This is a genomic window from Neolewinella xylanilytica (genome assembly GCF_002934605.1).
Classification (GTDB): domain Bacteria; phylum Bacteroidota; class Bacteroidia; order Chitinophagales; family Saprospiraceae; genus Neolewinella; species Neolewinella xylanilytica.
In genome coordinates this window covers 871,888-895,511 of record NZ_PTJC01000005.1, presented here as the reverse complement: position 1 = coordinate 895,511, position 23,624 = coordinate 871,888, and the positions used below count along the sequence as shown (strand labels likewise).

At 54.3% G+C, this 23,624-nt stretch carries 15 protein-coding genes; 6 read left to right on the top strand and 9 right to left on the bottom strand.

Annotated elements, in window-relative coordinates; all coding sequences use genetic code 11:
• Window positions 1-66: 66 nt before the first annotated feature.
• Window positions 67-1,173, bottom strand: a complete 1,107-nt coding sequence (locus CLV84_RS03515; RefSeq protein ID WP_104418349.1) for a LacI family DNA-binding transcriptional regulator — start codon at window positions 1,171-1,173, stop codon at window positions 67-69.
• A 494-nt stretch (window positions 1,174-1,667) separates the two neighbouring features.
• Here CLV84_RS03515 and CLV84_RS03510 point away from each other — a divergent pair, with 494 nt between their 5' ends.
• Both CLV84_RS03510 and CLV84_RS03505 read left to right on the top strand, forming a co-directional pair.
• Window positions 1,668-4,976: a SusC/RagA family TonB-linked outer membrane protein gene (locus tag CLV84_RS03510; protein ID WP_104418348.1), complete on the top strand. Its 3,309-nt coding sequence runs from the start codon at window positions 1,668-1,670 to the stop codon at window positions 4,974-4,976.
• Window positions 4,977-5,080: 104 nt separating this feature from the next.
• Complete coding sequence (locus CLV84_RS03505; RefSeq protein ID WP_104418347.1) at window positions 5,081-6,682, top strand: SusD/RagB family nutrient-binding outer membrane lipoprotein; 1,602 nt, start codon at window positions 5,081-5,083, stop codon at window positions 6,680-6,682.
• Between the two features lie 286 nt (window positions 6,683-6,968).
• Here the strand turns inward: CLV84_RS03505 and CLV84_RS03500 are convergent, their stop codons facing one another.
• Window positions 6,969-8,072: an acyltransferase family protein gene (locus CLV84_RS03500; protein WP_104418346.1), complete on the bottom strand. Its 1,104-nt coding sequence runs from the start codon at window positions 8,070-8,072 to the stop codon at window positions 6,969-6,971.
• Between the two features lie 214 nt (window positions 8,073-8,286).
• On the opposite strand from CLV84_RS03500, the gene CLV84_RS03495 reads away from it, so the two are divergent.
• Together CLV84_RS03495 and CLV84_RS03490 are read left to right on the top strand one after the other, a co-directional pair.
• Complete coding sequence (locus tag CLV84_RS03495) at window positions 8,287-12,192, top strand: type IIG restriction enzyme/methyltransferase (protein WP_104418345.1); 3,906 nt, start codon at window positions 8,287-8,289, stop codon at window positions 12,190-12,192.
• Window positions 12,182-12,376 carry a hypothetical protein gene (locus CLV84_RS03490; RefSeq protein WP_104418344.1) on the top strand — a complete coding sequence of 65 codons (195 nt, stop codon included), beginning with the start codon at window positions 12,182-12,184 and terminating at the stop codon, window positions 12,374-12,376. The genes CLV84_RS03495 and CLV84_RS03490 overlap by 11 nt, the downstream gene beginning before the upstream one ends.
• 444 nt (window positions 12,377-12,820) lie before the next feature.
• Here the strand turns inward: CLV84_RS03490 and CLV84_RS03485 are convergent, their stop codons facing one another.
• The 7 genes from CLV84_RS03485 to CLV84_RS22420 form a co-directional block, all read right to left on the bottom strand.
• Entirely contained in the window at window positions 12,821-13,918 is a 1,098-nt protein-coding gene (locus CLV84_RS03485; protein ID WP_104418343.1) for a hypothetical protein, read from the bottom strand.
• A gap of 728 nt (window positions 13,919-14,646) precedes the next feature.
• Window positions 14,647-15,081, bottom strand: a complete 435-nt coding sequence (locus CLV84_RS03475; RefSeq protein ID WP_104418341.1) for a hypothetical protein — start codon at window positions 15,079-15,081, stop codon at window positions 14,647-14,649.
• Window positions 15,082-15,097: 16 nt separating this feature from the next.
• Complete coding sequence (locus tag CLV84_RS03470) at window positions 15,098-16,570, bottom strand: hypothetical protein (RefSeq protein WP_104418340.1); 1,473 nt, start codon at window positions 16,568-16,570, stop codon at window positions 15,098-15,100.
• A 430-nt stretch (window positions 16,571-17,000) separates the two neighbouring features.
• Window positions 17,001-17,795: a DUF6895 family protein gene (locus tag CLV84_RS22275; RefSeq protein WP_406603335.1), complete on the bottom strand. Its 795-nt coding sequence runs from the start codon at window positions 17,793-17,795 to the stop codon at window positions 17,001-17,003.
• 6 nt (window positions 17,796-17,801) lie between these two features.
• The gene (locus CLV84_RS03465) at window positions 17,802-18,053 is read right to left on the bottom strand and encodes a hypothetical protein (protein WP_104418339.1); all 252 of its coding nucleotides are present in this window, start codon (window positions 18,051-18,053) and stop codon (window positions 17,802-17,804) included.
• A gap of 404 nt (window positions 18,054-18,457) precedes the next feature.
• Window positions 18,458-19,222, bottom strand: coding sequence for a helix-turn-helix transcriptional regulator (locus CLV84_RS03455; RefSeq protein ID WP_104418337.1), 765 nt, complete (start codon window positions 19,220-19,222; stop codon window positions 18,458-18,460).
• Window positions 19,223-19,711: 489 nt separating this feature from the next.
• Window positions 19,712-20,560 carry a hypothetical protein gene (locus tag CLV84_RS22420; protein WP_245911369.1) on the bottom strand — a complete coding sequence of 283 codons (849 nt, stop codon included), beginning with the start codon at window positions 20,558-20,560 and terminating at the stop codon, window positions 19,712-19,714.
• An 87-nt stretch (window positions 20,561-20,647) separates the two neighbouring features.
• Here CLV84_RS22420 and CLV84_RS03445 point away from each other — a divergent pair, with 87 nt between their 5' ends.
• Both CLV84_RS03445 and pelA read left to right on the top strand, forming a co-directional pair.
• Window positions 20,648-22,084: a DUF1593 domain-containing protein gene (locus CLV84_RS03445; RefSeq protein ID WP_104419496.1), complete on the top strand. Its 1,437-nt coding sequence runs from the start codon at window positions 20,648-20,650 to the stop codon at window positions 22,082-22,084.
• 140 nt (window positions 22,085-22,224) lie between these two features.
• Window positions 22,225-23,358 (top strand): pectate lyase, encoded by a 1,134-nt coding sequence (gene pelA, locus CLV84_RS03440; protein ID WP_104418336.1) that lies wholly within the window; start codon window positions 22,225-22,227, stop codon window positions 23,356-23,358.
• The last annotated feature ends 266 nt before the right edge of the window (window positions 23,359-23,624 follow it).

The window sequence follows — 23,624 nt, the reverse complement described above, 5'->3', positions numbered from 1 at the left end:
CGAGTACCTAAGTATTTATTCGGGCTGGAGGGTAAGCCAGCGGTGAGACCACGCTCCCCGTTCGGCTTACCCTTCGGTCATGGATAGCAGCTCCGATTCGACCAGCACGTAGCTGCCCTTATTTTCCTGGTAATTCTCCGGGACGATGATGTCCATCGGGATGAGGATCTTCTTATCCCGCACGGTATTGTAGATGGAGTATTCCTGGCAGGCCTTCATGCCGAGGTAACCCATCAGTTTCGGGTTCTGGCTGATGAGATAGTGGATGCTTTCGTTGCGGAGGTGGCCGACGTTTTCGGGGAGCACGTCGTAGCCGATGAGGATGGGCTTCCGGTCGAGCAGCTCCAGGGCCCGGGCGATGAGGTATGTGCGGGAGGCACTGACGTAGATACCCGCCAGGTCGGGATTCTCCTCGATGGTGCGGGCCATGTACCGGTTGATGGCTTGCTGATCCTCGAAGTCGGCGAAGTCGGAGGTGATCACTTCCACCGACGGGTTTCGTTGTCGGAAAAACTCCTGGAAGCCGTTCTTCTTCTCCACCATATGGCGGGCGTTGGCGTACTCTTTTTCCAGTGGCATCATCAGCACCTTGGCGCCCGGTGAGCAGTGATAATTCATCAACCTACCGGCCAGCTTACCGCTGTTGTAGGAATCGGGCCCGATGTAGGACAGGTAGTTGGCATCCACCTTCTCCGGGAAGGTATTGATGATGACGTAGGGAATGCGCAGCCTGGCCAGCTCGCCCATCAGGGTGGGCCACTCCTTGTGGAAGATCGGGGCGGTCAGGATCACCTCTACCCGTAAATCCTTCAGTTCGCGTACGGCGCGGAGGAAGTCCCGGGGGTCATGGAGATCGAAGTAGACCGCTTCGAGCACGAAGGTCTCGATGGGTTTGTGATCGATGGCCTTCTGAATCCCCTCCAATACCAGGTCCCAGTAGCCGTCCATTCCTTTCTTCGGCAGGAGGTAGGCCAGCCGCTTCACCTTATTCTTGGAGGCCAGGAGGGAGGCGTAGATGTTCTTTTTGTAGCCGATCTCGTCGGCGATGGACAGGATCTTTTCCTTCACCTCCGGGGCAATGCGGCCACGGTCGTTCATGGCGCGGTCCACCGTGCCGATGGAGACGTTCGCTTTCCGGGCGATGTCGTTCAGGGTGGGCTTTTTGTGTTGCATGAAAGGGGTTAAGCGTTGAGTAGGGTGGCAAACGGGTGGGGCCGGCAGCAGGAGGCATTATGCCCGGGAGCATCCGCTCCATAGTAGAAGGGCGATCCATCAGCGGGTAGCTACCGACCGGTTAAACTACGAAAAGCCGAACAGCCACTACGTAACGAACGCAAGGTGGATTAGACAGGTGCTCCTAACGCTAATTTGGCGAAGAAATTCCGCCCGAATGCACGGACCCGTTCCTAACAATCACTAAGCTTAATCTGTCCCGGTCAAATTCGATTCTTACTATACCGCTTCCGGCCAAATACTAAATGGCAAACACCCGGATACGGCAAAATTTGTGCAACCGGCGAGATAATTTGTTGTAGCTTGATGAGTAGATTAATTACAATATCTACCTAATTTCACCGTGGCGTGTACCTTAACGCACTCTATGATTCTCAAGTTGGGCCTGCGTTAACCTTAACGCATATTGGGTAATTTTTCTAAATAACTAGTATATGAAATTTACACTGACACTATTGCTGGTGTGGTCCGTGGTGGGTATCAGTCTCGCCCAGACGGTTTCCGGCACCATTACCGACGAAGCGGGCAATCCGCTGATCGGGGCGAACATCCTGGAGGTGGGCACCGACAACGGCACCGTCACCGACGTCGATGGCTTCTACTCCTTCGAGCCAACGGGCGATAACCCCACCCTCCGCATCTCCTACATCGGCTTCGGGGCCCAGGAGCTGGTGCTGAACGGCCGTACGACGCTAGACGTGACGCTGACCGAGGGCAACAACATCGACGAGGTGGTGGTGACGGCCCTCGGCGTTTCCCGGGAGCGGAAGGCCCTCGGCTACGCGACCGTGGAACTGCAGACCGAAGACATCACCAAGACCCAGGTGACCAACTTCGCCTCGGCACTCTACGGCAAGGCGCCCGGGGTATCCATTCGCTCTACGCCCGGCGGCGCTACGAGCGGTATCAACATCAACATTCGCGGACAGGCGTCCATAACGGGCAACACCCAGCCCCTGATCGTGCTCGACGGCGTACCCATCCGGAACGGCGAGTTCAACAATTCCAGCTACTGGGACGACCAGCGCATCCAGGGTAACGGGCTGCTGGACATCAACCCCGAGGACATCGCCAATATCTCCGTACTCAAGGGAGCTTCCGCGGCGGCGCTCTACGGCTCCGACGCCGTGAACGGGGTGATCCTCATCACCACCAAGAAAGGGAAATTCAACCAGGGGCTCGGCGTGGAATTCAACGCCTCCTACAACACCGACCGCATCGCCTACCTGCCGCGCTACCAGAACGTGCGGGGCCCCGGCTACCCGGTATCCCTGGCCGATGCCGGACAGGGCGCGGATCGCTTCATCGGGTACGACACGGACGGTGACGAAGAGAACGACGTCCGCGGGCTCATCAACACCAGCGTGAACTTCGGCCCGAACTTCGACGGCCAGCCCGTGATGGCGTGGGACGGTGTCGTCCGCCCTTACGTATCCTCCGAGAACAGCTACGGCGACCTCTTCCAGCCCGCCAACAGTTCGAATGTGAACCTGGCCGTTTCAAAGGGTACGGAAGCCTTCAATTTCCGGGTATCGCTGAGCCGGCAGGACAACCAGATGATCTCCTTCAACTCCAAGAACGAGCGCAACATCCTGACCTTCACCACGAACTACGACATCAACGAGCGACTGAGTTCCAGCCTGAACGTCCGGTACATCAACCAGTCGACCAACAACCGCCCGTACAAGGTGGACCGTATGGTGAACAACTTCACGGGCATGATGGACCGCTTCGAGTCGGCCGACTGGTACTTCGACCGCTACAAAACGAGCGACGGCTACTACTTCCGCACGGGTACCCAACCGAGCACGACACCGGAGGAAAACATCATTTACAACGGCTTTAAGTCCGACATCGCCGACTACGTGTGGCGGGTGAACGAATATCAGTCGCGCGAAAACAACAACCGCGTCATCGCCAACTTCACCCAGCGGTGGAACGTGATCGGCGGACTGAACCTCCAGGGGCGGCTCTCTACCGACTACACCGCCCAGGAGACGGAGAGCTGGAACTCCACCGAGCTGCCCTCCGCCCTGTACAACAACCCCGGCGGCGCCTTCTCGCTAACGAATTACACCGAGAACCTGCTGTACGGTGACGTGATCCTGAACTACGACCTGGACGTGACGGATGACATCTCCCTGGGCGTACTGGCCGGCTACACCGCCCGCAAGTACGACTACGCGCTCACCTCCATCGGCACCGTCAACGGCCTCAGCCCCGAGAACAAGTTCGACCTTTCCGCTTCCCGGGATATTCCGCAGGGTCGCGCCACCCGGGCTACGGAAATCACCGACGGCCTGTTCACGTCGCTGAGTTTCGGGTTCAAGACCTTCTGGTTCGTGGAAGGTACGATCCGGCGCGACCGGATTTCCACCATCGCGCCGGGCAACAATTCCTTTTCGTACCCATCGGTCAATTCGAGCCTGATCCTCAACGAGATCTTCGACCTGCCCCGTAGCATCAGCTACGCGAAACTGCGGGCCTCCTACGGCGTGGTGGGCAACTATCCCGGCCGCTACCTGGCCAACATCAATTACATCCAGAACACGCTCGGGGTACAGTCCGGCGGCGGCTCCGCGGTGATCTATACCAACCTGGGTAACGCCTTCGGCAATGAACTGATCCGGCCCGAGCGGAAGAAGGAGGTGGAATTCGGCATCAACCTGAATTTCCTCAACCGCTTCCGCGTGGATGCTACCTACTACAACGGACGGATCATCGACCAGATCCTACCCGTAGACGTACCGACCAGCTCCGGCGCCACCACCGTGTTGACCAACATCGGCGTACTGCGGAACGAGGGTATGGAATTCTCCCTCGGTGCCGATATCATCCGCAACGAAAACTTCAACTGGACCACTACCATCAACTTCGCGCGCAACATCAACACGGTAGAACAACTGGCTAACGATGCTACCCAGCTGATTCACGCCGATTTCGACGGCAACGCCGCCCAGGTACGCTCGGTGGTCGGCCGGCCCATGGGCGACATTTACGCCCACCCCGTAGCCACCGACGCAAACGACAACCGCATCGTTGGCCCCAACGGCCTCTACCAACTGGACGGGGACAACTGGGAGGTATACGGTAACGCCCTGCCCGACTTCGAGGGGGGCTTCCTGACCACGCTGGGTTACAAATTCCTGACGCTGAACTTCGTGGCCGACTTCAGCTACGGCGGGTCGATCATGCCCACGGGCATTTACTGGATGACCAGCCGCGGACTCACCGAGGAAAGCCTGAACTACATGGACGCCGAGAGTGGGGGCCTGCGCTACTACCAGAACGAGGACGGCCAGGGCGTACAGACCACCGCCAACGAAGGTCCGAACGGGGAACTCGTGTTTAACGACGGTATCCTGCTGGAAGGCGTCAACATCAACGGCGAGCCCAACACGAACGTCGTGTCCCAGGCCCGCTACTACAACGGTACCTACAACTGGGGCGGCCCCCAGTACGGCAACTCCCGCTACGAGCTTTACATCAACGAGAACAACTGGGTGAAGGTCCGCGAACTGGCCCTCGGATTCAACCTGCCGACTACCTGGCTTTCGGGTGTCGGCATGCAGAACGCGAACATCTCCGTTTACGGCCGCAACATCTTTTTCATCTACCGCTCCATCAAGGACCTGGATCCCGAGCAGACCACCGCCGGATCCCGCTGGTACCAGAACATCAACAATGCTGGTAACAACCCGTCGTTCCGCTCCTTCGGTGTGCAGTTTAAAACCTCCTTTTAATCACCCCATCATACCGCTGGACATTGCAGGGGACCCGGCTCCCGCTCCCGCCTGGGGGCAAAAGCCAGAGAAACGGAACTATCCAGCGGTATAATCATCCATCCATGAAGTACCTAATTATGGACCTCAGATATATGCTCTTCGGGGCACTTTTGGCCTGCTCCTTTTCCTGTACGGAAGACGATCTTGCCGACGCCTACGCCGAGCCCTCCCGCATCGCCGAAACGACGGTAGACAAGCAGTTTACCGGGGTACTGGTGGCCGGCCAGGACTACATCGTACCGAACTACACCAACTACTTCGTCGTGCTGCGGGGAACGCTCAATCCCTGGACGCAGTCGATCGGGGTGTCGAACAGTCCCAACCAGTACGTACCCGGCTCCTCGGGGGTAGAATCCTTCTGGAACAACTACTACGAAGTACTGGCGCAGTACCGCGAGATGCAACGCATCTACAACAACCTGGACCCCGCGGCCCAGGAGGATCGGGCTATTTTCCGGCTGGCGGCGGCTACCTACATGCACTACGAGACCCAGCGAGCCGTGGACCTCTTCGGCTTCCTGCCCTACTTCGATGCCGGCATGCTGAGCACCAACGCGGGCAACTACTCCGAGTCGTACGCGAGCTTCGATTCGGGCAGCGACATCTACACCTTCATGCTCGACGATCTGCAGGCGATCGCCGACGAACTCGCCTCGGTGGAACTGTCCCCGGGCGTTGCCGCCTCCTTCACCAGCCAGGACATCATCAACGGCGGGGACGTCATGCTCTGGCGTCGCTTCACCAACTCGCTGCGGATGCGGATGCTGATGCGGGTAGTGGAAGCGCCGGAGTTCAGCTCCCGGGCAACCGCGGAGTTGAGTGAAATCATCGGCAACTCCGAGCGCTTTCCCACCGTGGAGACGGGAGAGCAGAACATCATGATCGACGTTTTCGACCCAACCTCGACGATCAACTCCCGGGGCTTCCGCGACGGGATCAACTCGGCCGGTTGGGACGGGGACGACGCCAGTCAGGCCCTGATCGACCTGCTGCTGGAATCGAACGACCCCCGCCTGGAGCTTCTCTTCGAACCCGGTACCGAATCGCCCGACGGCGCCTACCTCGGCATCGATCCGCTTCTGGATGGTAGCGAACAGCAGCAACTGGTTAACGACGGCCTGATCGCCTTCTACAACCGCCGCACCTTCAGCGAGAACGAGTACTTCCCCGGCTTGCTTTTCAGCGCCGCGGAAACCAGCTTCCTGCTGGCGGAGTACTACGCCCGCACCGGCGACGGGGAAGCGGCGGTAACCGCCTACGAGACCGGCATCCGCCAGTCGATCGACTTCTACCTCTACGTGAATTCCGTCAGTTCGGCCAGCACCGGTGTCGTCGTCGAGGAGGTTTCCGACGCGGATTACCAGGCACTCATAGAGTCCGAGCCGGTTCAAATGACGCCCGGCCAGTCGACGGAGGATAAAATCCAGCTGATCGCCCGGCAAAAATGGCTGCACTTCAACATCGTCCAACCCTACGAGAACTGGGCGGAAGTGCGGCGGCTCGACTACCCCACCCTGGGCTTCTGGACCGACAACTCCTCCACCCAGCCGCTGCCGCCCAGCCGGTGGACGATCCCGGGCCGCGAGATCACCTATAACGCCAACTACTCCGAAGTGAGTGGTGAGGATAAGCTTACCAACACGCTCTTCTGGGACGTGGATTGACCGAGTATTTGTTTATGACATCTTTCTGGGAGGTGCGCGGCTTGGTCGTGCACCTCTTTTTTTGGGTAGTCCCGCCAAGGGCTTGTTAGGGATCCCCGAACCCGGTCGAAAATAAGGCAATTTGCGACCTGTTTAGGCACCCGACAACGGGGCGGAAACAGGCCCTTTGCAAACCGGTGAGGAGAATCCAAACAAGCTCTAAGCCCTTACCGACTTTTTTACGGTCTTGAATTCCCCCGACACCTGCGCTCCGGCGCCCAAGCGAAGTAGCAGCTCCATTACCGTACTAGACCTTCACGAAGGTCCCGTTTCGGTACATATACCACAGCAGAAGATACAGGATGCCGAAGCCGCCCAATACCGTGAGGGCTTCGTAATACGCGCCTACAATGGGTTCGAGGCCGTACAGTACCTGGCCCGCAATACCGGGAAAGTCGAATACGTGGGAGAGTACGTAGGCTACGATCGCGTTCATGCCGATCACCTGGAAGGGAAAGGTCCACCCGGTTTTTCCCCGCACGTCAATCACGTAATAGAAGGCGGCTAACAACAGATAACAGACGCCCGAGGAAGCCAGGACGAAGGTGCTCGTCCATATCTTTTTCACGATCGGGTGCCAGCCCCCCCAGACCAGGCCTACGGAAAGGAAGGCGATGCCCAGTAAGAGGAGGTAGCGCGCCACTCGTTCACGGGGAAGACTGGTCCTGATGAGTTCGCCGGCGAAAAGGCCGGATAGGGTCGTTGCGGTGAAGCCCAGTCCGCTGAGCAGCCAGGTATACTGGAGGCCATCGTCGAAGCGGCCCAGCACCAGTCGGTCGAAGTAGAGCGCAAAATTACGGTCGGGCAAGACCTCGCTGGGGCCGACGCCGGGCACGTTCGGCAGGACGAGCAGCAACGCATAGCCGATGAGCAAGCCCCCGAACAGCAGGTACCGCCCCCGCCGGGACAGGTGCAGCCACGCCAGACAGGAAAACAGGTACCCCACGGCAATGGCCTGCAACGTATTGCTGAACAGCCGGAACTGGCTACTGTCCCAGGCCAGGAGGTTGCCCTGCACGATCCAGCCAAGGATGAACAGGATGACGAAGCGGCGGAGCAGCTTCCGGTAGACGGCCCGCAGGCCCACTCGTTCGCGGTTGCGGGCCGAGAGAGAGAAGGGGATCACGGCTCCCACCACGAAGAGGAAGAGGGGCATGATGATGTCGTAAAAGGTCGATCCGAACCACTCCGGATGGTCGAACTGCGTGGCCAGCGCGTCGGTCAGGGGGGTGTGCACTCCCTCCCGCAGGCTCCAGAAGAAGCGGTCGGCCAGGATGATCATCAGCATATCGAAACCCCGTAGGACGTCGATCGACAGGATACGGTCAGGTAGGGGGCGGAGTGCGGGCATGGCGGCAGGTTGTACCTGCGAATATGGGCGTTTTATCGCTTACCTGCCGGCCCCACTCGGGAATACGGAGGAATTGATGTGGACACGCCATTTCAGAGCGGTACATACCGTCACCTCGTAGTATTTTAACCCCCGCATGCTACACCACCCCGCCTAGAGCCCCACCCAGTCCCTCAATAAAGCCTACCGAAAGGAAAAAGTAGCCCGCGCCGCCATCGACCGGCTGAAGCACGAGCTCCCCCTGCTGCTCGACCGCATCGGTAACCCCGACGAAAGCGAGGAGAACCACAAAGGCCATTTCATGACCTTCCTGCGCCAGGTGTGGTACCGGGAGGCGGACTGCCTAGTGGCTACCAAGGGACGCATCGACGCGGTCATCCACGACGGGCCGAAGGCTAAGGACCCGGTGGGGGTGATGATCGAAGCCAAACGGGCCCGGAATTCCGCGGAAATGTGGCACCCGCGCCCCGGCGCCCAAACGAATAAAGCCCTGCTGGAGCTGGTGCTCTACTTCGTCCGCGAGCGGGAAAGCGGCAACGTCGGGATCAAAAGCCTGGTCATCACCGACGGCGACCAGACCTACCTCTTCGCCGACCGCGACTTCGAGCGGCTGTTCTGGGAAAAGAAACGCTTCCGCAAACGGCTGCTGGAGATCGACGCCGACCCCGGAAAGACCAACGCCCTCGCCTACGAGCACGTCGCCGCCCACCTGGCGGAACTGGACGACGAACTGCCCTGCACCGCCCTGAAACTGAGTGACTACCGGAAGTGGTGCGAAGACGGCCGCGAGGACACCGACGACAAGCTCACGCCGCTGTACAAGCTGCTCGGGCCCGTCCACCTGCTGCGCCGCCCCTTCGCTAACGACTCCAATAAGCTCGATAAACGCTTCTACCGCGAACTGCTGCACATCATCGGCCTGGAGGAGGTGAGCGTGGACGGGAAGGGCCAAGTGAAAAAGAGCGGCGGCAAAAAGATCATCCGCCGGCTGCCCCCGGGCGAACGCCACCCCGCCAGCCTGCTCGAGAACGTGATCGACATGGCCGGCACCGACAAGCGCTGGCGGCAGGTACCCGACTTCCCGACCTACGGGAGCGACCAGGCGGAACGCGAATTCGCCGTGTCGCTGGAACTGTGCATCACCTGGATCAACCGGATCCTGTTCCTGAAACTACTCGAGAGCCAGTTGGTGAGCTACCACCAGCCGTCCGGCGAGCCGGCCCCCGCCACGATGCGCTCCTACAAATTCCTGACGCCCAAGCTCATCCCCGACTTCGACGGCCTGCATACGCTCTTCTTCAAGGTGCTGGCGGTGAAGCCCGCCGAACGGCAGCCCATCGTGCGCCAGTTCGCCCACGTGCCCTACCTCAACAGCTCCCTCTTCGAGGCCACCGAACTGGAGGAGCGCCTGCTGTACGTGCATGCCCTCAAGGACCAGTTCGAACTCCCCTACCACGCCCAGACGGTGCTGCGCGCCAGGGGCCGGGACCACACCCTCCACTACCTGTTCGCCTTCCTCGACGCCTACGACTTCGGCGGGGGCGGCGGGGCCATCCAGGAGGAGAACAAGCCGCTCATCAACGCCAGCGTACTCGGCCTCATCTTCGAAAAGATCAACGGCTACCGCGACGGCAGCTTCTACACCCCCGGCTTCATCACCGAGTACATGTGCCGGGAGACGATCCGGCGGGCCACGGTACAGAAGTTCCGGGACGCCGACGGCCCCTTCGCCGACTTCGATTCCGACGACTTCGGGGACCTGGCCAGCTTCCTCGGCCGCAAATACAAAGCGGACGAAGTCGAGGCCGCCAACGCGGTGGTCAACAGCATCACCGTCTGCGACCCGGCCGTGGGCTCGGGCCACTTCCTCGTCTCCGCGCTGAACGAACTGATCGCCGTAAAGGCGGAGCTGGGCATTCTGGGCGGCGGGAGCGCGGGAGCCACGTTCAACCGGGACATTCAGGCCTCCGTGGAGAACGACGAACTCCTCCTCACCTACCGTAGCGACGGCCGCCCCTTCGAGTACCGCGTACGGGAAGACTCCCACGGTCGCCTACAGGTAGACGACACCGTACAACTGGTGCAACGGACCCTCTTCCAGGAAAAACGTACCCTAATCGAGAACTGCCTCTTCGGAGTGGACATCAACCCCAACTCGGTAAAGATCTGCCGGCTGCGGTTGTGGATCGAGCTGCTTAAGCATGCTTATTATGGAGTGAATGAGCGAAGGACTGAATTGGTGAATGGCCAGCCCATTCACTCATCCACTAATTCACCCATTCAGTCCCTGGAAACCCTCCCCAACATAGACATCAACATCAAGCAGGGCAACAGTCTGGTGAGCCGCTTCGCCCTCGACGACGACCTGAAGGGGGCCCTGGCGGAGAGCGACCGCTTCACGCTGGATAGCTACCGGGTGGCCGTGGCTACCTACCATCGCGCGACCGGCCCCGACGAAAAGCGGGAACTGCTGGAGCTGATCGACGCGATCAAGGGCAACTTCCAGTCGCACATCGGCCGCAACGACAAGCGGGTGGTGGCCCTCTCCAAAGCCCGCGGCAAGCTGCAGCAGCTGGAGGGCCTGCTGGAGGTCGGCGACCTCTTCGGCTCGGTGGACGAGAAGAAGGTGCGCAAAGAGATCAAACCCCTGAAGGCGAAAGTGGACAAACTACAGACCGAGATCGAGGGGGTCAAGAACAACGCCATCTACCGCGATGCCTTCGAGTGGCGCTTCGAGTTCCCGGCGGTGCTGGGGGCGGACGGGGAGTTTTTGGGCTTTGACGTGGTGGTGGTGAATCCGCCTTATATCCGACAGGAGGAATTAGGCGATCAGAAAGAGTATTTACAGAGCCGGTTCAAAGTGTACTCGGGGACTGCAGACCTGCTGGTGTACTTTATCGAACTGGGAATGAATAATCTGCGACCCGGAGGCCAGTTCAGTTTCATTATTTCGAATAAGTTCATGCGGGCCGGCTTCGGTAAGACGCTGCGGAAACACCTAGGTGACTACCGTATTGTCGAGCTAATCGACTTTGGAGATCTGCAGGTATTCGACGGGGCAACTACTTATCCGGTAATCATCAGTATGGAAAATCGCGCTCCGGAACGAACCTTCCGGGCGATGAACGTGCCGGAACTAGATCCATCGCGGTTTCGGGATCAACTACACGAGCACCAGTTCGACAGCTTACAGGCCGAACTGACCGAAGACGGTTGGAACCTGGCTGACGTTAAAACACAACGGTTACTGGAGAAGCTGCGGAATACCGGCGTGCCACTGGGTGAGTACGTAAACGGTGAGATATACTACGGCATTAAAACCGGGTATAACGAAGCCTTCGTTATAGATCTAGCCACCCGTGACCGACTAATTGCCGAAGACCCGAAGGGTGCGGAGGTGATCAAGCCCTTCCTGGCGGGTCGGGACGTGAAGCGGTACGTGCCGCCGGTGGCGGATAAGTATTTGATCCTTTTCGAGAAGGGTTGGACGTATGCACATGGTGATCCAAAGATTTCGGAACAAGATGGTTTTGCCTTACTCCAACAAGAATATCCAGCGGTAGCGGGGTGGTTATCCGAATACGAGGAAAGGGCCAAACAGCGGTACGATCAGGGAGACTTTTGGTGGGAATTGCGGGCTTGTGACTATTATGATAAATTCAAGAGTGAAAAAATAATTTACCAAATATTTCAAGTTAAGCCGGTTTTCACCTTTGACAGCTCAGAATTCTATTCAAACAATGCCACTTATATCGCCTCGAATGTGGACCATAAGCTGCTGGGAATTTTGAATTCAAAATTGGGTTGGTTCCAAATACAAATGTTCTGCACTTCTATTCAAAATGGATATCAACTAATATTTAAGTATTTTGAAAGACTGCAAATACCAATGTCAAATGCAGATAACCTTTCGAAAAAAGTTCAAGAAGTATTAACCCAAAAATCCCAAGACCCCCAAGCCGACACCACCGCCCTGGAGGCGGAGATCGACGTGTTGGTGTACCGGTTGTACGGCTTGACGTATGCGGAGGTGTTGGTGGTGGATCCGGGGTTTGGGATGAGTGAGGAAGAATACCTGGCGCCGGAGCAGGAGGTCGAAAACGAAGGACATGGCGAGTAAGCAAACCGGTAATCCCCAGCGCGCCCGGGAGATCGTGGGTGCGGTGTTTGATCGGCTACGCGCGTGCACTTCGGTGGCGGAGGTCGAGGATCTTTGTACGCACGAGGCGATCCGTGCTTTCCGGATGCCCCTGGAGAAGTATCCTAAGCTGGGATTTGACCTTACGCCCGACGAGGTAGTGTAGGCTTCCCCTAAGCTGCTACCACTGAATAGTTGAAATTCTGGTTTTGGAGTTCGCAGGTAAGCGTCCGGTAAAGTTGGTCCAAAGTAGGTTTAAGAAGTATGATGCGTTAGCCCTGCCCCACGCCCATTCTGGGACATACTCCTCAAGAAGTGGATTGGATAAAATAGTATAACACCCCACCTACAGTGTGAAAATTTAACGTAATTGAGCTAGAAATTTCTATTTGATATGTTTTGGGTAAAAGCAAAACTTAGCAACTTCGTTCGAGGGTCGCCATGGCTCGGGTAGACGGTAGAAGTGATTGATTAGGATAAGAATCTTGAATTTTTCGCAATATTTTGGTCCTATTTGGCCGATTTCTGGCGAAAAATTAATGCTAAAACTATAATTTACAAAGATATAAAAGCACTGAATTTAAAAACTGTAAAAGCTGATCAAATATAATTATTTTTTAAGTTCTACAATTTCTTTTTTGAGTATCAATATTTTCTTTTCGACTTCAAGAAAACCTTTCTTTTTGATCAAATCGTTTAATTCCTTATCTGCTAAATTTTTGAGCTTTTCTTTTCTATCATCTGATTTAACTTTGTTCTTTTTTTCAATTTCGGCGACTTTTTCTTTTTTGCTTTTGTGCCATTCACCAACTGTAGTATTCATTGCATTTAAAGATGTGCTAAAATCATCTACTGTTTCCTTAATTTTGCTTTCGTTAGTAAGTGCAAATTTTTCCAGGCCTCCGGTAGCCTTGCTAAAACTCACTTTGCTACTTGCTTTATTAAAAAATTTGCCGAAAGAAATCTGAAGTGGAATTGTGGCTCCAAATTGCGAAAAATAGATATATTCGTTTATAACGGTTTGCTCCTGAATATCTCCATTATTTAAAACTTTAATCTTGACATTGCTTAGTATAGGTTCTCTATAATACACCTCTGTCTTTGAAACACATATATTTTTTGATTTTTTCTTTTGCCGAATAATTTTGTTTGGCTTAATAAAAACTTCTATAGTTGGAATTTTGGTATTTAAATCACCAACATTTGGTTTAGGCAATTGTATTGACCGGCTACCATCTTTTTCGTTCATATCGCCAGTTTTAATCAAATATGTTTCAGTGAAAGTCTTTTCAATTACCTCTACATTTAATGGTTCTTCATGGGTAGGTGAGTCTACCAGAAAAGCTGTTGTTCCAAGTTTCGCTAAGGAAACCGCTACGTTGACCACGCCGACAATTACATCTTTAACTACTGGGGTGGTTTCAATATTTATAGCCTGTAATATACCAGCACCATTTTCATCAAATTCGGCTTCAAAGCTTAAGTTGTAACACCAAGACCGGTATCTACTATAATCGAAAATGTATTTGCACTGATAATCTGCATGGAGAAGGGGTTCCAAAAGTATGTCATCTTGAATGTAACAATCCCTATATTTCATTGTGGCCACCTCCTCCTTTTCATTAAAGGTTAATTCCTGTTTTACCACGTAGTTTACTGTTAGTTTTAGGACTCTTTCCGGAAGGTAATATTTTATAGTATTATTCATAACATTTTGAATTTATACCCTTATTTCATCTATATTAATTATCGGTGCGGATAAAAAGTCTGGCGCACGAAGTACTGACAGGGGCAATTTTTGGACCAACTTGTTTGAATCGAAACTTCTCTCTGATCCTACATGAGCTTAAGCAATAGTGTAATCACCATGATGCATACCGAACTGCTAGGCTGCCCATTCCGGGGGCGTAGTAGCCGTCCAACACCCCGTCGATTTACTCTCTTTTATGTTTAATTAGCTAAATGGCATAGCTCTTGCTCTATGTAAATAATGGAAGTAATTCAATTACGGAATAAATTAGTTTATCGTAGTATGGTAGAATCCCCTTTACTTTTCGAAAGACTTTGGACCGATTTGAACCTGCTTTGGTGAAAGTTAATAGTTGTGGGACATATGAAATAAAATATTAGACTACAGATTTTCTTTACTACGCATACCGATTCAATAAATCTTCAGTAACGAATACTTAGACTATCTGTTAGGTAGAGAAATGCAATATGAAAACGAAACGGCGGGATTTATTTTCGCTTAATCATCTCAATGCCAGTAAAGTAATTGATCTTGATTACTTACACTTTTATATGAAATGGGCCCTGGAAAGCCAGGGGATTATGGTGCATATTAGTCAGTCAATGTCCATGCTACCGAACGGCGCCAGCCTTTTCATTTTGACTAAACTAATTTGCGTATAGTGTATATGACCTAAGTTCGACCCACTAATCAACAGGGCCTGCCGGTAAGTCGTCTGTCAGACTACCTACTTCAATTGCCCAGTCACAGGTTGTAAGACATTGCCTTTCATGCTGTTCTTTAGCAGCCTCTGCTTCCTTAAAGGTGAGAAAGATATCGCGAAAGCCGTGGGTCTTACAAAAGACGTAATAGATACTCTCTTCATAATCCTCCTCCGATTCTATCTGGATATTTGATTTGACTGCATCTAACGCCGCGAAATTTGGATACCTTAACCCCTTTATAAAAAGGTTTGCAATTTCTATTGGAATTGAGAATATGCCTGCCGGTGTCCAACTCGTTTTGTGTTCTGACCCATTTTCCTGTTTATGGGCTTTAGCGGCCAAGGCTGCCTCACCATCCGTATCATATTGGCCGATATCTCCTTCTACAGAGCAGGATACTACATATTTTTTTGCCATTTCTTAAGTTAGTTAGTTAGTTAGTTAGAAAATCAATAGGAAAAGTAGCTGTCAAACCGACGGTCGACCCACCTCCAATACCATTTTGACCAATGCGGTCATTCATTAAGTTTCGGAATTGCAGGAAAATTTCCACATTTGCGATCGACTCTGGGCTTTTTTGGTTATGGAAGGGATATAGTAAACCCACGGTTAATGACACTTCCGGTTCGTATCCATCTCTTATCCATAGACTGGGATAGATGTGGTATGCTGCTCGAGTATCTGCAAACGCTGTAAAAAACCGATAGTAATTGATGTACAAAGTTAGCTCATCTAGCTCGTCGCGAAATTTTCCCTGTAGGACCTTTTGTTCGGTATAGTATACCCGCGATGAATCGCCTGGAATTGCCGATGTCTCCCGCAAGGTGGCACTTTTCAGCGATCCAGCATTATTTCCGCGTCCGTATTTAGCTCCCACAGACCAGTACTCATCGCGGATAGGGTCAGCTAGGTCTTGCGGAGAAGCATCTTCAACTGGTTCCTGGTTTATGGGATCATTATAACGATAGTGTGAAAATGCCAACTGCAATCGCCTTCCAGTATGTGTCACAAATTCTGATACCATCTCGACCGAATCCGTAACCGAAAGCAAAGTAAAACGGTCACGCTCTACACCGAGTCCGAGGGTAATCCAGTGTACATTTAAACCACTTACAGTTAGCTGAGAAACACCTTGGTTAATTGTATGGAGAGTCGATCGAATTCGCTCATTAGCTCGATCGACCTGGGCATCAAAGTAACCTGGTTTTTTCATGACATCAATGTTGGACTTCAAGATGGTGATTTTGCGCAGCGATTCCGCTTTTTGGTATTCCAAAATTTTAAAGTTAGTAGTATCTTTCTGGAATTGTGGCGAAACTGGATTAGCCACTCCCCCTCCAAGTACAGACAACTTCGAATTTATTTGAGACAGAGTGGTAGTTTCATTTTCCAAATCGAGGCGTGCCTGCAGTAGCGGTTGTTGAGAAGTATACTTTAAGACCTCTGCGCTGTATTTCGATAATTCCTGGGCTTTCTCCGTTTCAGATCTATACTCCAGCGCGGGGCTGAACCGTATGTCAGGTTGATTATTTAGATTAAGCAACCGATGCCCAGCAGCATTCATTGTCACCTTACTGTTTAACTTGCCGTTGTTAAAGAGGCCCGCCACCCCCTCGATCGCTCCGGCCGAAACCTTGGTAGTAATCAGAAAATTATTGGAGGGGATTAGGGTTGCTCCTAATTCAAACTGGCCATTGATCGTGGAGAATCCTGCAAAACTTCCAAGCACAGCATTAGAATTGCTGGTGATAAATTTAGAAAATTGCACGGTCAACATTTCTCTCAGGTCTGCCTCGGTCAAGGTCGTTCGAGTTTCCGGTCGTGGCAAGCTATAATCTTGTGCGGTAGCGTGCTGACAAACAAGCAAAAGGGTAAATATGGGGACAAGCTTCATGAGGTTGGGCATGGTCAAAAAGTTGAAGGAAAAAATTTAAAAGCCTACGAACGGCCTGAACAATACCTTTCTAATCTAGCGTTATTTATTTATCACTTTCTATTCCTAAAGCCAACCCCACAAATTCCATCGTTACTCTTACCACGGTCTTGTGGCGCAAATTCGTACGGTGGGTGCATATGTTGTTTTGTAGATTATAGAGTTGAGAGGCGATCTCGCGCTCGGCGAAACCCTCTTTTAAAGCATTTACCGAGAGCTTCAATGGGAATATCCAATCCAAGATTCTGAGGGACTAGGTCACATTCAATGCATTGCTGATAAAAGAAGAAAGGTCTAGAGGGAAGTAGTTAATGGTCGTTATTTGCCAAATTTGCAGTCAGCTAGTAAACTATCGTTGTACCTATCAACAGTTATTTTCATCTTCAATAACCAAATTGAGTTTTTAGCTGACCTCGTGATATTCTTCTCGATGCGCGATACCATGGCTAGCGATGACTATTTCTAATAAACTGCATATAAGAGTTGTATGGTATAGGCTGTATTTTTGTGTGAAGGACAAGTCGTTTTCTAATTTTTCATAATACCCTAAATTTTTGCCATCAGAAAGAAACCATCCTTGCTTTGATTTTATAACATTGTTTTCAGTATTGACTAGCTGCATTATTTCGGCAGAACAACTTGAGTCCAAAATTAAGAGTACTAAATAGAGTTCTCTGGCCAAATCCCAGTTTAGAGACAGGTTGCAAATTTTAATACAGCACCCTGTAATTTCAACTAACGACGCAACAATAGAATTGTCTAATTGAGATATAAATCTGTTTAATCCGAAATTGCTGGAATAAAATATAACATGCGTAAATTCATACATGTTGTGCCTTGATAGTCCGCTGACGGCAAACTTCCTTAAGAAGAGGCAGAGTAAACGATTCCAGTATGAGTAATCTTCATTATTAGATATGATTGAGATAATGTATTTTACTTCAATGGATGGGGGGAGCTTCAAGCTTATTTCGGGCAGTTCTTCTAGTATGCAAAAGTTCAATAGGGGCTCAAAATAAGCAACATTGCTAAATCGGATCTTGTTAAGGATTGATATGTGCTTTTCGGTTAATATTTCCCTCTGTTTGAGCTGTGAACAGTATAAAACATATTCACAACAAGCCTTAGTTTGTAATTCTACGTAGGCAGAATCACAAACTAAGATATTGTCCGAAATGAAGGAATCAATCCAGTTCATTTAAAGCTACCGCTTCATTATATTTCCACCTAATTCACTAGGCAGTTCATTAATGTCTCCTTCAAGAAGCTTATCAAGCTCCCATACCTTAATAAACCATGACCGATCTAATTCACCTACAAGCTGCCCTTCTTTTAATATAATTCCAGGCCTCGGGTTTTCGCTGTCGGCTAGTTGGCTGACTAGGTCATCAATAGTGCTAATCCCATTATGCTCAAGAATTTCTTTTATTTGTTGTGAAGTTATATGGTGCGACATAATTTCTATTTTAAAGATGATGAAGATAGTGTTGAATTATTCTGCGATTGTTGTTTTGATTTTTTAAAATTTTCACATGATAGCTGTGTATTTTGCTAACCTGCTGGTAGGCGGAGCACTATCAGTATTGACGGTTAAATGGAAAGTTGAAAACTTAAAATCCCTTCAACCTGTCATACATATTGAAAAATTAATTGGATTTCTGGCATGCAAACAGCTAGTTTTAGAAGCGTATCTGTTACAAAAGGTGGCTATTGTCAACCAGCGCTTCATCTCGTAATTTTCATTTATAAATATAGTCGATTGGGAAGGTCTGGGCTTATTTACAAAGCTAAGATTCCTATCAATATATATCAATCACTACTGCTAGGTATTCTCATTATTATTCAGCGTGGGTCAGAACTTCACACCAGTCCCACCCCCCGCCCAAACCCCACCAACTCCACCGGACTCTTCACCCCCGCCTTCCGCAGCAAATTCTTCCGGTGGGTACAAACCGTATGGTAGCTAATGAACAGCCGATCGGCGATCGCCTGGCTTTCGAGGCCCTGGGCGACGAGCTGGAGGATCTCGATCTCCCGGCGGGAGAAGGTGACGGTCGCGTGGCAGGTGAAGACCAGGGTCTTGCGGTTCGCGGGTGCGGGGAGGTGATCGCAGCGGATCTGTAGCTGGCATACCTGCGGCACCTTGAGGGCGGTGATGTCACTGACGAGGGTGAAGTCCCAGAGGGGGCGGCCACGGTCGTCTACGCCGGGGAAGGTCAGTTGGTGGCTGAGGTGGAGGTAGTGGTCCCGGGCGGTGCGCATGCGGCAGGTGAAGACGAAGCCGAGCTCAGTGCGTACTTCCGGGGCGTGGCGGAGCAGCTCGCGGTGGATCTCGGCGTAGATCTTACGTACGCATTCCCGGTCATCGGGGTGGACGTGCTCGAAGGCCGCCAGCGGACCACCAAACTGCCACGCCAACCGCTCGTAGCCCAGCAGGGAGAATATGCCCGGACTTACGTAGCGGAACCGACTAGTGGCGTAGTCCACCGAATAGCAGTACACGCTGGCGTGCGCCAGTAGCTGCTCGAAGACCGGGTCGGACGAAAACGGCGGCAGGGAGGGGTCGGCCCCACGCTTCGGCAGCGCGGAAGGAGACCGTTTGGGGGAAGTGAGCATGGGATACATAGGCGTGGGTATGGGTAGTCGGCTGCTCACGTTAATCCCCGTCCGGAAGACAAGTAACCGCGGTCTTACGGAAATAATATATACCTACTTCTATAATGCATAACTTACTTACCTAAAGCTAACTGGGACTTAAAGCGAAGCGGAATACGCTACCTAGCTAAAGGTATGCCGGACACCCTATGCCGCGCGCTGCTTAGGAACAATATATTTTCATTCGGCCCTCCCCCCCGTCGGACGAGCCGCGTGCCTCGGTCGGCCGACGAGTAGCACCGCCGGTTCCCGGTTACCTTTCCTCCCGCGCCCCGGCGCAAATACACTCCATTAAAGAGCCGTAATCCCCCTGCACGTCCTGCTCCAAGGGCGGATCACTGGGGAACGGAGCTGGAATTTTAGGTAGCCGTAGCTTCTCCGAGAGCTGGCGGTCAATTGATCACGGTCCGGAGAGCAACGGGGGGGACGGGCAGCCACCGTTCCCCTCGACTTGACTCATCACGCCCCGGTCAATCGACGTAGCGTTTGCGGTAGGCGCGCGGAGTACAATCGTTGATCTTCCGAAAGGCCGCATTGAACCGGCTGATGGACTGAAAGCCGCTGGCGTACGCAATGTCCGTGATGGGGTCGGATGTTGCGATCAATTGGCGACTGGCGTAGGCGATCCGTTCCTCGGCGATGTATTCGGTCAGCGTCAGGCGGAAGGCGCTTGAACAGGGCATTGGCGTAGTCGGGGTGCAGGCCTACGGCGTGCCCGATATCGGCTACCCGAATAGGTTGCCGGAAATTACGTCCGATATAAACCGCTAGCCGTTCGACCTGGCTGATCTCCGGAGCGGCCAGCGGGACGGCGGAAGAATGGGGCGCCGGAGCGCGGGAGCAAGCGAGTGCCAGCCGATGGAGACGTGCCCGCATCTCCAGTACCATCACCGCTGCCCGCTCGGGTACCCCGGCGTCGTCTACCCACCGGCTGATCAGCAATCGATCGGGGATGGAATTTTCGGCCGTCGCTTCCCAGATCACCTCTCCCTGCAAGACCCGCTCCACGAAGGCCGGTGGCAACCCCCACTCCAGGAACTGACTAAAGGGCAAGGTGCAGACGAGATAAGGCGCGGAAGAAGAAAAATCCACGATCTGGTGGGCGATGAGTCCCCAAAAAATGGTCAGTCGCCCGGACGGCACGGTGATCTTGCGATCCTGCAGCAGGTAGGTCAGTGCCCCCTCCGGGAGGTAATTGAGCTCGATTTCGTTGTGGCGGTCGGGTTTACCCATCAGGGTGGGGGTCCACCATTCGCAGGTCAGGCCGTAGGGACGGAATTGTCCGCGCTGTTCGTCAAAGGCATTCAAATCTCGGAATCCGGTAGGTTTGTCGGTAAATGTAGCTAGTATTGATCCCCTGACCTACCGAGCTTTGCCGCTTAGCCACCGATCATGATGAAATCGTTCCCTTTATCAGTTTGCTGCTTGCTCAGTTTCCTGGCGGACCCTGCGACAGCCCTCCAGGCCCAGACAACCGCCCCCCACCGCCTACTCGTGCTCACCGACATCGAGGCTGACCCGGATGACACCCAGTCGCTAATTCGACTACTGCTGTACGCCAACGAAATCGAGATCGAGGGGATCGTAGCCACCACCTCCACCTGGATGCGGGAAGCCATTCACCCGGAATCCGTCGAGCGGATCATCACCACCTACGGGGAGGTTCGCCCCAACCTGATTCTCCACGACCCGGCCTACCCTACCGCCGAATCCTTACTTACCAAAGTTTACGACGGGCTGCCCGTCTACGGCATGACCGGTGTGGGAGAAGGCAAGGACTCGGAGGGGTCCGCCCGCATCATCGATCTGCTGGAAGCAGACGACGACCGTCCGCTCTGGGTATCGGTCTGGGGCGGGATAAACACCCTGGCCCAGGCGCTGTACACCATCCGGGAAACCAAAACGAAGGAAGAAGCGGACCGGCTCATCGGCAAACTCCGCGTCTACACCATCTCCGACCAGGACGATAGCGGCCCGTGGATCCGGGAGAATTTTCCCGGCGTATTCTATGTCTTCAGCTACGGCGACTATGGCCGCTCCACCTGGATCGCCATCAATGGCCGGTTCCCGGGGATCGATAACACGACCATCAGTAACGCCTGGCTCAACGACCACATTCAACAGGACCACGGCCCCTTAGGCGCCGCTTATCCCGACGTAGCCTGGGGAATGGAAGGCGACACCCCCGCCTGGCTGTGGCTGGTCGCCAACGGCCTGCATGCCCCGGAGCATCCCGATTGGGGCGGCTGGGGCGGCCGCTACGAAAAGTATACGCCGGATTTCGACCCGGACGGTGCGGGGGCGCCCGGCATTCCCTTTACCGCGGAAACCCGCCCCGTCTGGACGGATGCTTCGGACACCTACACCCCCTTTCTACCCAGCGCCTACGGCCGGGCCGTGGAACGGGCCGATACGAGCTTTACCGGCAACAAAGTGACCCTATGGAGGTGGCGGGACGACTTCCAGCGCGATTTTGCCGCCCGGATGGACTGGACGGTCCAGTCCGTAGAAGCAGCCAACCACGCTCCGGTACCGGTACTGGACAACCCGAGGGAGATCACCGTGAGCTCCGGCCAGGGCTTTCGCCTGGATGCCGCGCGATCCACCGACCCGGACGGTGACCACCTCAGCTTTTTATGGTACCACTATCCGGAGCCGGGCTCCCTGCAGGAGGAGATACGTTTTGCCCCGGAAAATGCCGCTTCCGTGTGGGTTACGGCACCAGAGGTGGAACGGGAGGAGACGGCCCACTTCATTCTGGAAGTTACCGACCACGGAACCCCCGCCCTCACCGCGTACGAACGGGTAATCGTACGCATTCTGCGAGAATGAGCCGAACCGGATGAGGCGAAGGCAAGGGTCGGCCTTTCCGTCCATTCTCTGCGCCGGTTTCACCATTGGCTATTCCTGAATTCACCCCGCGTACGAATCGCCGGGTCGCAGCCATTCCGTTCTGGTCAAATGCCGCGATCATGCCAAACCACCTCCCTATTTCTGCCTTCCTGCTCCGACTATTAGTGAGCCTCTGGCTGGTCTACGGCGCTGCGCTGCCGGGGCAAGGCTCTGGCAAGCCCGTCACCTGGCGCGATGCCCAACACCAGGAAGCCGACTGGTACGGCAGCACCGAAGCCCGGCGCGTAGCGGACAACCTCCTCGTATACCAGCACGCCACCGGCGGCTGGCCAAAAAATATGGATATGGCCGCGCCACTCACGGAGGCGGATATCCGAACCATCGAGCAAGGAAAGGCCGATCCGAAGCAAGAGCTGGGCCGCCCGACCATCGACAATAAGGCCACCTACCCCCAACTGCGCTACCTCGCCAGGGTGTACGCCCACACCGGTGACGACCGCTATAAAAGCAGCTTCCTCCGCGGCGTGGATTACCTGCTCGAAGCCCAGTACCCTAACGGCGGGTGGCCCCAGTTCTACCCCATCCGGGCGGGCTACTACGCCAACATCACCTACAACGACGGCGCCATGATCGGGGTGCTGGAGTTCCTGCGGGAGGTGACGAAGGGGAGCTATCCTTTTCTCGACGCTGCCCGCGTTACCGCGGCCCAGGAAGCCATCGACAAAGGCACCGACGTCATCCTGAAAACGCAGATCGAAGCGGACGGCCGGCTCACCGCCTGGTGCGCCCAGCACGACCCTGAAACCCTGGAACCGGCCAGGGCGCGCGCCTACGAGCTGGTGTCGCTAAGCGGATCGGAAAGCGTGGGCATCGTGGAATTCCTGATGGGGATCGAGGAGCCGGATTCGGCCGTCATCCGGTCGGTGCGGGCCGCGGTAGACTGGTTCGAACGGGTGCAGCTCCCGGGCTTGCGGCTGATCCGCCAGCCGGACGATAGCCTGCCCAAGGGCTACGACCTGATCGTGGGCTTCGACCCCGAGCACGGCGAGCCCCTGTGGGCGCGGTTCTACGAGATCGGCACGAACTACCCGATGTTCGTCGGCCGGGACGGGGTGGTGCGCTACGCCCTCTCCGAGATCGAATACGAGCGGCGGGTGGGCTACAGCTGGATCAGTGACTGGGCGCGGCGCTTGCTGGAACGGGATTATCCGGAATGGGAGGAGCGGATCGGTGCCGGGCGGGGCGGGCATTAGGTTCGTCCGCCGAGCGGAGCTTGCGTAGCTCGTCTGCCGAACCGGCTCGAAGGAAGGCTCGGGTCACAGACCGCTCGACCCTGGAATATCCCCGACCGCTCACCACATTCCAAGGTTGAGACCCTCCGGGTCGAAAGGCTACACGGGAAGTCTCGGGTCGGAAACCACTCGACCCTGGAAAATCACCGACCGCTCGCCAAAATCCAGGGTGGAGGCCCTCCTGGGTCGAAAAGCAACGCGGGAAGTCTCGGGTCACAGACCGCTCG

What these genes read in the sequence shown, in the direction of transcription:
- CLV84_RS03475 (WP_104418341.1), bottom strand. Translation starts at nt 15,081, where the DNA reads ATGGCAAAAAAATATGTAGTATCCTGCTCTGTAGAAGGAGATATCGGC.
- CLV84_RS03465 (WP_104418339.1), bottom strand. Translation starts at nt 18,053, where the DNA reads ATGTCGCACCATATAACTTCACAACAAATAAAAGAAATTCTTGAGCAT.
- CLV84_RS03490 (WP_104418344.1), top strand. Translation starts at nt 12,182, where the DNA reads ATGGCGAGTAAGCAAACCGGTAATCCCCAGCGCGCCCGGGAGATCGTG.
- pelA (WP_104418336.1), top strand. Translation starts at nt 22,225, where the DNA reads ATGCCAAACCACCTCCCTATTTCTGCCTTCCTGCTCCGACTATTAGTG.
- CLV84_RS03500 (WP_104418346.1), bottom strand. Translation starts at nt 8,072, where the DNA reads ATGCCCGCACTCCGCCCCCTACCTGACCGTATCCTGTCGATCGACGTC.
- CLV84_RS03515 (WP_104418349.1), bottom strand. Translation starts at nt 1,173, where the DNA reads ATGCAACACAAAAAGCCCACCCTGAACGACATCGCCCGGAAAGCGAAC.
- CLV84_RS22275 (WP_406603335.1), bottom strand. Translation starts at nt 17,795, where the DNA reads ATGAACTGGATTGATTCCTTCATTTCGGACAATATCTTAGTTTGTGAT.
- CLV84_RS03510 (WP_104418348.1), top strand. Translation starts at nt 1,668, where the DNA reads ATGAAATTTACACTGACACTATTGCTGGTGTGGTCCGTGGTGGGTATC.
- CLV84_RS03445 (WP_104419496.1), top strand. Translation starts at nt 20,648, where the DNA reads ATGAAATCGTTCCCTTTATCAGTTTGCTGCTTGCTCAGTTTCCTGGCG.
- CLV84_RS03470 (WP_104418340.1), bottom strand. Translation starts at nt 16,570, where the DNA reads ATGCCCAACCTCATGAAGCTTGTCCCCATATTTACCCTTTTGCTTGTT.
- CLV84_RS03455 (WP_104418337.1), bottom strand. Translation starts at nt 19,222, where the DNA reads ATGTATCCCATGCTCACTTCCCCCAAACGGTCTCCTTCCGCGCTGCCG.
- CLV84_RS03485 (WP_104418343.1), bottom strand. Translation starts at nt 13,918, where the DNA reads ATGAATAATACTATAAAATATTACCTTCCGGAAAGAGTCCTAAAACTA.
- CLV84_RS03505 (WP_104418347.1), top strand. Translation starts at nt 5,081, where the DNA reads ATGAAGTACCTAATTATGGACCTCAGATATATGCTCTTCGGGGCACTT.